This window comes from Peptidiphaga sp. (assembly GCF_057238965.1).
The window spans coordinates 6,300-17,013 of sequence record NZ_DBHHEV010000042.1; the positions used below are offsets into that span (position 1 = coordinate 6,300).

General features: G+C 63.3%; 9 protein-coding genes. 4 read left to right on the forward strand and 5 right to left on the reverse strand.

What is annotated here, in order from left to right; genetic code table 11:
* Positions 1-493: 493 nt before the first annotated feature.
* Both ACO48X_RS06400 and ACO48X_RS06405 read right to left on the reverse strand, forming a co-directional pair.
* Positions 494-1,435 (reverse strand): alpha/beta fold hydrolase, encoded by a 942-nt coding sequence (locus ACO48X_RS06400; protein WP_485001274.1) that lies wholly within the window; start codon positions 1,433-1,435, stop codon positions 494-496.
* A gap of 87 nt (positions 1,436-1,522) precedes the next feature.
* The gene (locus ACO48X_RS06405) at positions 1,523-2,098 is read right to left on the reverse strand and encodes a PadR family transcriptional regulator (RefSeq protein ID WP_485001275.1); all 576 of its coding nucleotides are present in this window, start codon (positions 2,096-2,098) and stop codon (positions 1,523-1,525) included.
* A 379-nt stretch (positions 2,099-2,477) separates the two neighbouring features.
* On the opposite strand from ACO48X_RS06405, the gene ACO48X_RS06410 reads away from it, so the two are divergent.
* Positions 2,478-3,242, forward strand: a complete 765-nt coding sequence (locus ACO48X_RS06410) for a class I SAM-dependent methyltransferase (RefSeq protein ID WP_485001276.1) — start codon at positions 2,478-2,480, stop codon at positions 3,240-3,242.
* Positions 3,243-3,619: 377 nt separating this feature from the next.
* Complete coding sequence (locus ACO48X_RS06415; RefSeq protein WP_485001277.1) at positions 3,620-5,077, forward strand: DUF5129 domain-containing protein; 1,458 nt, start codon at positions 3,620-3,622, stop codon at positions 5,075-5,077.
* A 139-nt stretch (positions 5,078-5,216) separates the two neighbouring features.
* Here the strand turns inward: ACO48X_RS06415 and ACO48X_RS06420 are convergent, their stop codons facing one another.
* A complete protein-coding gene (locus tag ACO48X_RS06420; protein ID WP_485001278.1) occupies positions 5,217-6,023 on the reverse strand; it encodes a class I SAM-dependent methyltransferase in 807 nt (268 codons plus the stop codon).
* A 531-nt stretch (positions 6,024-6,554) separates the two neighbouring features.
* On the opposite strand from ACO48X_RS06420, the gene ACO48X_RS06425 reads away from it, so the two are divergent.
* Positions 6,555-7,988 carry a DHA2 family efflux MFS transporter permease subunit gene (locus ACO48X_RS06425; RefSeq protein WP_485001279.1) on the forward strand — a complete coding sequence of 478 codons (1,434 nt, stop codon included), beginning with the start codon at positions 6,555-6,557 and terminating at the stop codon, positions 7,986-7,988.
* A 69-nt stretch (positions 7,989-8,057) separates the two neighbouring features.
* Here the strand turns inward: ACO48X_RS06425 and ACO48X_RS06430 are convergent, their stop codons facing one another.
* Together ACO48X_RS06430 and ACO48X_RS06435 are read right to left on the reverse strand one after the other, a co-directional pair.
* Entirely contained in the window at positions 8,058-8,777 is a 720-nt protein-coding gene (locus ACO48X_RS06430) for a uridine kinase family protein (protein WP_485001280.1), read from the reverse strand.
* 120 nt (positions 8,778-8,897) lie between these two features.
* The gene (locus tag ACO48X_RS06435) at positions 8,898-9,737 is read right to left on the reverse strand and encodes an RCC1 domain-containing protein (RefSeq protein WP_485001281.1); all 840 of its coding nucleotides are present in this window, start codon (positions 9,735-9,737) and stop codon (positions 8,898-8,900) included.
* Positions 9,738-10,029: 292 nt separating this feature from the next.
* Here ACO48X_RS06435 and ACO48X_RS06440 point away from each other — a divergent pair.
* On the forward strand, positions 10,030-10,714 hold a 685-nt coding region (locus ACO48X_RS06440), incomplete at its 3' end, for an AAA domain-containing protein (RefSeq protein ID WP_485001282.1).

The following is a 10,714-nucleotide window of genomic DNA, read 5'->3' on the forward strand; positions in this document are numbered from 1 at the left end:
TCGAGCGATAAGAGGACGCTGAACGCCCTTTTTCTCCTCTCCAATGGTTTTAGTCTCTTTTGGGACCCAAGCGCCATGTTTGTTATTCTGTATCATAAATAGAATTATTCCCGGGTGTGCGTCTGATTGCCACCGTGTCCACAACGAGAGACGAGGCTTGGGGCGACGGAACGCGCCGACCGTTTCCTGCTTGCGGGCCAGAGACGCTTTTGACGGTGGAATTCTCGTCGGCTGACCGTTTGCGGGCGGCAATTCCGACGGCGTCATTGGCCTTTAGAGTGCGCACACCTATCGTCGGACCGGCCTGTTTTGAATCCGACCGGCCCGGCCTGTTTTGGGCCTGGCCGGGCCAGCCGGGCCTGTGTCAAACTTGCTCGCCTGGCATGGTTTGTCTCAAAGTCGGCCTTTTCTTAAGTTGGCTTGCCTTGAGCCTGGTTAGAGAACGGGCCAAGCGTTGCCGTTCACGGGTTCTCACCCTTGTGGGCGTCGTCTTTCAGGTCCGTTGCCTGCTCGACTCGGGCCATTCGCCCGTGTCTATGTGTGTGGCGACCATTTGAGTGAACAGTTCCGGATTCTCCCCGTTCCATGCGTGGTGCATTCCGGGGGCCGTCCACATGCGCAGCTGGGGAAAGCACGCTCGCAGCGGGCCGAAGGCTCGGCGTATCGAGGCCGAGTCGTGTTCCGCGCACACCGCCAAGAAAGGCCCGTCATAGGCGAACGTTTTCGTGGGTCTTTTGGGTATGATCCCAAAGCCGGCTTCTCTGACCAGACGCATGTTCGTTTCGCGGCTCGGACTGCTTGTGGTGAGAACGAACAGTTCTTTCTCTTCCTTGGCGATTCCGAATGCGCGGGCTTGGGCCGCCCAGTACCAACGCGTGGTCCACAACGGCGCCTGGCCGCGGATCAGAGCGCGCTCCCACCGCGCGTAGCCGGAAACGGCGGAGCCGCTGATCGTGCACGAGCGCACGAGCTGCGGATAGTGCCTGAGCAGTTCCACGGACACAAAGCCTCCGAGTGAAAGGCCGACCACGTGTGCCTTGCCGCCAATGGCGTGCGTGCGGATCAGCTCCGCAATGTCAGCGGCGGCCCCGGCCATTCCCGGCCAGGCTTCGTTCGTCCTTCTTCCGTATCCGGGGAAGTCGGGGGTGAGGATGTGGCGTTCGGGCATTGCCTGCACCTGGAGGTCCCATGTCCACCCCGCCATGTTTCCGCCGTGCAGCATGACGATAGTCTCGCCTTCGCGCGGGCCGTGCTCCAGCGGATACGTCGCCAGAATTGTCGCCGCGTCGAAGGTCTCCAGGATCGTTGCGGAATCGAGTCCGTCCATGCTCCCGGGGATTTCGGGATTTATCGGTTTCTTGCCGTTCTCAAGGCCTTTCGCGTTTATGGCGTTTGCCGAATTCGCTGATTTGCCCGACATGTTTTTCTCTGACATGTTCATCTTTCCTTCCTTTGGCGGAGCGCCTTTTTGGTTTGGTCCGACGGCGAAGGTTCCCTCATGCGGCAGAGGGGCGCCGTCGTCCTAAGCGCCTTCTGCGGGATCCGAAGGAGGCGTCGAATCCTCCGGCGGCGATTGCGGCGAGTGGCGCTCTAGGACGCCGCGGGTCTCTTGAATCCACGTCAGCTCCGCTTCGGCGTCGAGGACTCCTTTGCGCAGCGTTGCGTCTCGGAGGGCCGACGGCAAGTCGTCCACGGGCCGCCCGAGGGCTTTGAGCGATTGAAGTTTTTCTTTCGCCTGCCGCTCGCGTTCGTCGAGGATGCGTTCGATCTCGGCGCGGCTGAGGGAGCCCGCGAAGAAGACGCGCGCGATGAACGGCTCTTTGATCTTCTCCTCTTCGAGGGGGGACGTCAGCCAACGATGCAATTCGCCGCGCCCCGCCGGAGTGAGGGAGTGGACTTTGCGATCGGGTTTGCCGCTTTGGCGAATCACCTTGGTTTTGATTGCGCCGTCGGCCGCGAGCCGGTCGAGCGTCCGGTAGATCTGGGATTGGTCTGCATGCCAGAAGTGCGCGACGCTGCCGACGAATGCCCGGTTGAGGTCGTAGCCGCTCAGCGGCGTGATCGAGAGCATTCCAAGGATTGCGTGTTTGAGCTCCATAACCCTATTCTTTCATGCATGTATGAGATTATGCAAATATATGATTATACATATATGACTTGCTTTTTTTGGGGCAACATCTTGGTCCGAGTTTTGGACGTCTGAGCATTCGACGCCTTCCCGAGAAGATACTTGTGGCATGCACGCAGATTCTCTTGAGGGTGGCGCCCCGGCAGACGCACCCGGTTGCGGGGGCTGCCGAAACGCCCGCAGCGCTTCTGACCCTTCGGATCGCCTTCCTTCGGATCGTCCGGCAGGCCGAGCTTCGTCGGGCCGTCCGGCAGACTGGGGTCCGTCGGACTATTTAGCAGGCCGGGGCCCTTCAGGCCGCCCGAGCGAGGCCTCGGAGCATCGGTACACCCACGGGCACAGCCCGGCTGTGCTCGAAGGGCACTCGCGTCGCGGCGCCCTGGATTCGGCCGCTTACCTCCTTCCTCGCTTGCATCCGGGCATGGATCTGCTCGACGTCGGATGCGGGCCGGCTTCCATCACCGCCGATTTGGCCGAGCTTGTGGCGCCCGGGCGGGTCGTTGCGCTTGACTCCTCGCCCTCGGCGATTGAAGCCGCCCGTGCGACCCTGGCGGCCCGAGGCTTATTGGGCGGGGTCGAGTTGGCCGTCGGCGACGCGTTCGCGCTGCCCTTCGAAGACGGCGCGTTCGACGTGGTCCACGCCCACCAGGTGCTTCAGCACGTGCACGATCCCGTGGCGGCGCTCAAGGAAATGCGCCGAGTCGTCCGCCCCGGAGGGACGGTTGCGGTGCGCGACGCCGTGTACTCCGCCATGAGCTGGTTCCCGCGGCCGGAAGGCATGGACCTGTGGCTTTCCGCGTACATGGCGACCGCGCGGGCCAACGGAGGCGAGCCCGACGCCGGGAGCAGGCTTCTTTCTTGGGCGCGCCGAGCGGGATTGGCTCATGTGACGGCCTCAGCTTCGAGCTGGTGTTTCGCCGCCGAGCGCGACCGCTCGTGGTGGTCGGCGACGTGGGCGGAGCGTTGCTTCAGCTCGTTCGGCCCCAGAGCCTGCGAGCTGGACCTGGCCACGGCCGCTGACCTCCAGGCGATGGCTGAGGGGTGGCGGCAGTGGGGCGCGAGCGACGACGGGTGGTTCGCCGTCGTCCACGGCGAGATCCTCGGAGATGCGTGACGGCGAAACGGGCAGGCTGTGCAGCTTTTGTCGGTTTGAACTTCTGCGCACTTTAGAGCGTCTTTTCTAAGTTCTGGTCCGGTTTGACAGGGTCAATTGCAGGTCTGTGCGTCTGCGTCCCGGGCGATTCTCCCCAGCTTTCGCCGAAGTGCGGATTCGACTTCTTCGCCCGCGATCGCTGGCCTACACTCGTCTTTGTGAGAAGTTTCTGTGAAACGAAAGAGAAATAAATGCGACGTTTTTTCGCTTTGTTTGTGGACAGGTTCTTATCGCTTCTTCTATTTGCCGTCAAAGTGACAGCGGGACTCGCTCTCGTTCTTGTGTTCCCAGGTTTCTGCGGATACTGGTTTGCCGCCGGCGGCAGTTTCCATCCCTCCGTGGAGGTTCGCGACGAGGCGGGAGTTCTTCGCGGCACGCGGGTGGGGGCGGAAATCGAGGGTCTGACCTTTGACAAGCGGGTCCGCATCGTGGTGCTCACCATGCCTGGACGATTGTCCGGTTCGCTTGACCATGCCGTACTTGACTACGCCCATCGACAGCCCGATCCGACTGCTCTGCTTGAAAACCCGGTGCCGTATCCCGAGAGGTTTCGGGACGGCCTCGTGATTCTCGCGGTTTCCCCTGAAGGGAGGAAGGTAGGCTGTTACTTTGGCGAGGATGTCCAGCTTTCCATGGACGATCAGAAGGACATTCAGAACGCGGCGAAAGGCCAGTTCCGAAGGTCAGATTGGCGGGGCGGCGTCTTGTCCATGGCGAGGGAGTACGCCGACGCCGCGAACTCTGGCGCTTGGGAAACTATAGGGATGTTCGCCCTGGCGGGTGTAGTGAGCATCGGCGGCGCAGTGTGGCTGTTTCTGTACTTCCGGTCTGGCTTGAAGGCTTTTAAGAACGTTCGGGCCGCGCGTGACTATTACTCGCGCGTCGTGCGCGACTACGATTCCATTGGACGGTGCGCCGATTTGATTCCAGAGGACAGCTTCTACGGCACCGAAGCGATTGCCCGTTATCAGGCATTTTGCAAAGAGTACGCGGGGTTCCCACGCATCGCGGAGGATTTCGTAGGCGGTTTCTCCGGCCCGGACTGGTTTAGGAAGTGTGCGGCGACGTCGGCGAAAGCGTTTCGAAAGCGTGCATTCGCCTTGGATTCACAGGGTAGAGCCGTTGTCAATGCGGCCGAATTGCTGACCATGTCTCCCGGTTGGAAAGACGCTTGGGCGAACGAAGTCGGGCGTGTGATGGAGGATGTGGAGCGGATCCTCCGGTTGCGAGAATCCGTCGGGAAGCTCTCCGGCTTCCGATCGCCGCCTGTGCAGGCTCTCTTCTTTGAGGAAGCCCAGGAGCTGGACGCGTGGGTTTCTCTTCGGCTGGCGCGACTCGAAGCTCTTGTTTCAGAGCTTGAAACGGGCGAGACCGTGCCTTCCGACGCACTCGAAGAACTGGACAAGACGTCCAATGAAATCCACGACAGGGCCGGCAGCTTTGTTCGTGCAGCGTTCAGGATTGGCGTCTTAGGGCGCGGCGACCGATTCCTCGAAAGCTATGAACAGGATGGAAAGTCCTACAGCGGCTCCTGGAAGGTCAACGGCGTCTCAGGCAGCTACAATCAGTACGCGACAATTCGATCCGCCTTCGACTTTCCACCGCCGAGGCCTTCGAACGTCGGCAAAGCCCCATTGACGTTCGCCTTGATTTTGGGGGCAATCTTCACAGTCGTGGTGGGCGTCGTAAAGGCTGTTTTCGACGACGATTCGTCGGACAGCAGTTCAGGCAGCAGCTTCAGCGGCAGCTCAAGCGGCGGTTCCGGCAGCAGCTCCGGCTCCTCGTCGAGCTTTTAGAGCGCCCGTCAATTGGTTTTGCCGTTTGCCGACCGCGCGGCCTTTTCCTTTGGCGGAGTGTGGGACCGGCCGGCCGGGTTCTCCCGCTTGCTCGCCGGCGCCGACTGGCCGGGTTCGCCCGCGTCGACCGCCGGCGGTGTCACTTGAAGGTGATGACCACCTCGTACATTCCCTTGAATATGCGGAAGAACCTGAAAGCGAAGCGAATGCCTCTGGGCAGCTTCGCCCGCTTGGACGCTGGAAGGTAGGAGGAGAAGTCGAACTCGACGCGCACATCGTCTATTCGGTCGCTCCAGGTCCGCGCGCTGCAGGGGTCTTTGACGCGGAAGGGCATGCGGGCGTCGGGGGTGCCGTTGCGGCGGATGTTCTTCTCGCTGCCCGCCGTCACCCTCGGGGATTCGGCGTCGTAGCACAACCTGCTGCCGGGGAAGTGGGCGCCCATTTCCCGCACGAGCGCTTTGACCTCTTCGACCTCGAAGTAGTAGAAGACCCCGGCCGCTATCGCTACGAGCCCCTTGCCGGCGTCGACCTGGTCCATCCACCGATGGTCGGTCGCCGAATAGGGGAGGGCGATTTCGCGTTCGTGAGGCTCAATCCAGCGTTCGCGAGTCTCGATCACCTCTGGGAAGTCGACGTTGTAGACGAGGGAGTCCGCGTCGGCGATCTCGTGGACGACCCGGTCGAGCCCGCAGCCTATGTTCACGACCGCGGCGCCGGGATGGTCCTTGAGATACGCGTTGATCTCGCGGATTGTGAGCAGGTGGCGCAGTCCGTAGACGGCGGACGGAAAGGCGCCGAGCTGCTGGGCGGCGCTTCCTTCCGCCTCTCGGATGCCCATTGCGTGCTCCGCCCATGGGTCGGGGAACAGATCGGGCCAGCGGCGAGCGGCGTCGGCCCGGCCCATCAGCGGAAAGAAAAGGGTCTGCTGCACGTCGTTCATGTTCATGGCGGTCCTTTCGCGAGGGCGGCGCCGACGTCGCAAGGGCGCGGCCCCGGGGTCTTTCAGGGTTCTCCGGCCGGGCAGACGTGCGTCGGCCCTGCCGTCATATATCGCTTAGGAAAGGCTAACCGAACTCAAAGGTCGCGACTTGGTCCATTCGTCTCGAGAAACTGGGGTTTTTTGCCTTCAAGCGCGCCGGCTTTTGTTCGAGGCTTCCGACGGGGCCGAGTCCTCAAACATTCGTGTCGAGAATCCTCAAACATTCGTGTCGAGGGGCCTCATCAGAATTCAGGGATCTGAAGGGTGAGATTGTCGATGGGATCGACCTTGAAGTCCGCGTCCTCGTCCGCGCTCAGACGATCAAGAACGTCGATTCCGGTCAAGCCGGGGCCGAAATTCCGTCTGCAATCTTCGATTGAAAGCAAAACGAATACGGGAGCCGTGCAAGTCAAGTGCTCAGAGCGGGTTTAAACTTGTTGCGGTTTAAGGCCGCGTCTGCCGCACGGTTTGCGCGGCAGACGAGACGAAAGCGGGAGCATGTCGAATTTCGAAAGGCGCTTGGACGCTCGGCTCGTCGTCTCCGTGGCGGCGGTCGGCATCATGTCCTTTGCCGGCGTCGTCGTCGAAACCGCGCTGAACATCGCGTTTCCGGCGCTTATGAAGGAATTCGGCGTGACGACCGCCGTTGTGCAATGGGTAACGACCGCCTATCTGCTGGTCCTCTCCGCGATCATGCCGATCTCATCGTTCCTCAATCGCAGATTCCGCAACAAGACGCTGTTTCTGGCGGCCATGGCCGTCTTCGTCGCCGGGACGGCGGTGTGCGCGGCGGCGCCGCACTTCATCCTTCTCGTCGTCGGGCGGATTCTGCAGGGAATCGGCGCCGGGATCGCCCTGCCGCTCATGTTCAACATCGTGCTGCAGCAGGCGCCCGTCGGAAAACTTGGCGTCATGATGGGCTTCGCGACGCTCATCATCGCCATAGCCCCCGCGGTGGGGCCCTCGTTCGGGGGATTTCTCGTGGAGGCTTACGGCTGGCGTTCGATTTTCCTCGTGTTGTTGCCTTTCCTCGGCCTTTCCCTTGTTCTCGGAGCGCTGACTGTGCGTCAGGCGCGCAACGTCGAGAAGGTCGGTTTCAGCCCGGTTCAGTTCCTGCTTGTCGCGGCGGGTTTCACGGCGCTGGTCGTCGCAGCCAACGCGGCCTCCGAAGGCGCCTGGACAAGCCCTAAGACGCTCGGGCTGCTCGCGCTTGCCTTCGCTTTGCTCGCCGGATTCACATGGATTTCGCGACGCTCTGACGCACCGCTGCTGAGAGTGCGGATTTTCGCCGATCGCACGTATTCACTGAGCCTCGCCTATGCCGTGCTGATCCAAGCCGCGGTGCTGGCCTTGGGCTACCTCATCCCGTATTTCGCGCAGGTCGCCAAATCGACGGGCTCTTTCGCCGCCGGGTGCCTGCTGTTGCCCGGGTGCGTCATCGGAGCGATCCTCACCCCGTTCGGAGGAAGGCTTCTCGACAGGTTCGGGGCGAAGCGGCCGATCCTTGCGGGCGCCGCAGTCGGCGTGGCGACTTTGGCCTGCTTTTCTGCGTTCGGGGCGGAAGGCTCGGCCGTTCGTTTGGCCGTCATCTACGCTTTCTTCCCGATCTGCCAGGGGCTCTCCCTGTCGAATTCGATGACGCACGGCTTGCGTTCGCTGCCCGAGGAGCTCCAAGCGGACGGCAATGCCGCCTTCAACACCGTCCAGCAGCTCGGCGGCGCTGTCGGCACGGCTGTGGCGGCTGCGATCGTCAACTCGGCGCAGGCAGGCAGCTCTGGAGACGTGGTGGCCGGGACGACGGCGGGCGCCCAGACGGCGTTCTGCGTTCTGCTCGGGGCGGGCGTCGCGGCATTCGCCGCCGCCCTCGGCGTTTTTCTCCGCCCGCGGCGAGGGCAGGCGGAGAAGCGCTCGCGAAGCGCCCTGATTGACTAGGACCTGCCAGATCGGGCCCGATTCCTGGTCGATCGAATCCGGCCGGTTGCCTGGTGGTTGCCCGGTCGGTCAGATCGGGCCCTCGGCCCACGCGATCTCGTTGTCGCCCAGCCCGGGCAGCCGCTCGCCTGAGACGATGAGATGCGCGCGCTCCCAGGGACGGTCGGCTGCGAAGAACGCGCGTTCGCCGGCCATCCACCAATGCCAGAATCGGACGGACTCTTCGGCGTCGCCGTTGGTTCCCTCCTCCGTGTCGCGCCGAATGCCGCGTTCCTCGGCGGCGGCGTCGTCGGTCTGGACCCATATGCAGACGTCGATGAGGTCCGCGACCGCGCGCATTCCCGCGCCCGTTCCTTCCACGACGACGAATGGCGCGCCCGCGGCAACGGCGATGGAACCCTCGCGCCCGTGCCGAGGCCATGCGGGAGGGGTGAAATCGAGCGAGCCGCTTCTGCGGAGCTCGCCGAGAGCCGACACAAGCAGATGGTCCCAGCCAAAAAGGGGCTCGTTCCAGTCGAGGTCGTCGATGTGCAGCACTTCGGCGCCGGGAGCCGCCGCGGCGAGCTTCGACGCAAGGGTTGTCTTTCCCGCGCCGCCGCGCCCGTCCGCCGCGATTATCCCCGGGCGGTCAGAATGCCTTCCGCAAAGCGAGAAGACGACGTCGAAAAATGTGCGCATGTCGCTGGCCCGCCACTGAGGAGCGGGCGGTTCCTCGGGCTGGAGCGCCACGCGCCTGCGCGAAGGCAGCGGGCGTCCCATGCTGCGAGCCGGCTGAGGAAGCTGCACCATAGGCCAATGATACGGGGGAAGAGGCCCCCTCCTCCAGGGGCATTCGGACTGTCCGCAGTCTGCCGCGCGGGTTGAAACGGGCGGGGACGTTGCGGGTTGAAACGGGCGGGGACGTTTTCCCTAGGGCATGCGGATTGCCCGCCAGGAGCCGACGTCGCACTGGCCGTACTCGTTGCGGCCTGCCGCGAGCACCCGGCCGTCGTCCCGGAGCCCGAGCGTGTGGCCCGAGCCCGCCGCGATCGCGACGATTCTGCGCCAGGACTGGACGTTGCACTGTTTGTCTCTGTTGTCGCCGATCGCTCGCACCGTGCCGTCCGTCAAAAGCGCGACCGTATGGCGGCTTCCCGCGGCCACGGCCGTGACCCTCGACCAATCCTCGACGTCGCACTGGCCCAGGCGGTTCCATCCGGCCGCCACAACCGTGCCGTCTTCGCGCAGCCCCACGGTGTGGAGACAGCCCGCGCCGACCGCGACGACGTCGCTCCAGCCGTCGACGTCGCACTGGCCGTAGCGATTGTTGCCGGCGGCCAGGACTGTGCCGTCGCGCCTGAGCCCCACGGAGTGCCAATCGCCGCAGGCGGTTGCGGACACGTCGCTCCAGCCGTCGACGTCGCACTGGCCTTCTTCGTTGCTGCCCAGCGCCAAAACCGACCCGTCCTTGCGCACTCCAAGGGTTCTGCGCCACCCGGCGGAGACGGCGACGACGTCGCTCCAGCCGTCGACATCGCACTGCCCGTGCCCGTTCCATCCGGTTGCTGCGACGGAGCCGTCGGCCCGAAGGCCGACGGTGTGCGAGCGGCCTGTGTTGGTTGCGGTGTGAACGTTTCCGGCCGCTACGGCGACGATGCCAGTCCACTCGTCCACGGCGCATTCGCCACCGCGGCGATATCCGGCGGCCACGGCCTTTCCCTCCGCCGTGCAAGCGACGGAATGCCGTCGGCCTGCTGCGAGCACTGCCATGGTGTCCCTCGATTCTGCATGTTAGTACGATTGCGTGACTTGTTGCGGACAGCCGGTTCTTCCGGGCCGATCGGCTTCAGACGACTGATTCTCTCCGCGTGCTTGATTGACGATACCCGCTTCCTGCCGCCTCCAAGGCGATTCTCAAGCAAGACGACACGGGTACTGACACCCATGTCTGGGGAAACTTCGACCATGCCTTCCGCAAATTCCCAGGGATAGAGTCTGGCGTTCGCTTGATGCTTACGTTAAAGTAAAAAGTGGCACGCAGCACAGTTGACGAGGTGTGGCAATGGTCGATCCGGATCGATATCTTATCCTGGCCCCGCCGCGCAGCGGGCGCGAAATCAGGGATCAAACAAAGAAAGTCAGACGTTGCAGCCTTGCGGACGGAAAGGTGCGGATCGAGTATGCGGACTGCGGGACGGCCTATTCGTATAGCCACCCGAATGCCCGGCTTCTCGAATATTCGCACGAGATAAGGATTGAGCCGGAGGAGCAGCTGCGGGTGCGCGGCCGCGGATGGGGAGGGAGCCTGACGGCCGCGCTTTTCACGGACGTCTGGGACCGGGAGTACTCATGGGTCCGAATCGTCTCGCACGACCGCGCGTACACATACCCCGCCGAGGCGGTGGAAATCGTCTCCTCCGCGGCCGCGGACGGCCGCGCGGCCGAAGTTCGCCGCTATTGGAAGGACGTCGTCAAGCTTCTTGGCCCTGAGAACTGGACGAGAAAGGGGCACGAGAGGCTGGATTTCATCGACCCCGACAGCGCGCTCGCCGCCTATCTCGACGGGGCGAACGGGGGAACGCAGTATCCCGATCGCCCCGTCATTTTGCCCTTCAACGGCAACGAGGACCAGCGCGACGCCGTCGCCAAGGCCCTCAGGAACAGGATCAGCGTGATCGACGGGCCGCCGGGAACCGGGAAAACCGAAACGATCCTCAACATCGTTGCCAATCTCCTTCAGCACTCGA

Excerpts from the sequence above, each read along its gene's own strand:
- ACO48X_RS06400 (WP_485001274.1), bottom strand. The coding sequence starts at position 1,435 with ATGTCAGAGAAAAACATGTCGGGCAAATCAGCGAATTCGGCAAACGCC.
- ACO48X_RS06405 (WP_485001275.1), bottom strand. The coding sequence starts at position 2,098 with ATGGAGCTCAAACACGCAATCCTTGGAATGCTCTCGATCACGCCGCTG.
- ACO48X_RS06420 (WP_485001278.1), bottom strand. The coding sequence starts at position 6,023 with ATGAACATGAACGACGTGCAGCAGACCCTTTTCTTTCCGCTGATGGGC.
- ACO48X_RS06425 (WP_485001279.1), top strand. The coding sequence starts at position 6,555 with ATGTCGAATTTCGAAAGGCGCTTGGACGCTCGGCTCGTCGTCTCCGTG.
- ACO48X_RS06430 (WP_485001280.1), bottom strand. The coding sequence starts at position 8,777 with ATGGTGCAGCTTCCTCAGCCGGCTCGCAGCATGGGACGCCCGCTGCCT.
- ACO48X_RS06435 (WP_485001281.1), bottom strand. The coding sequence starts at position 9,737 with ATGGCAGTGCTCGCAGCAGGCCGACGGCATTCCGTCGCTTGCACGGCG.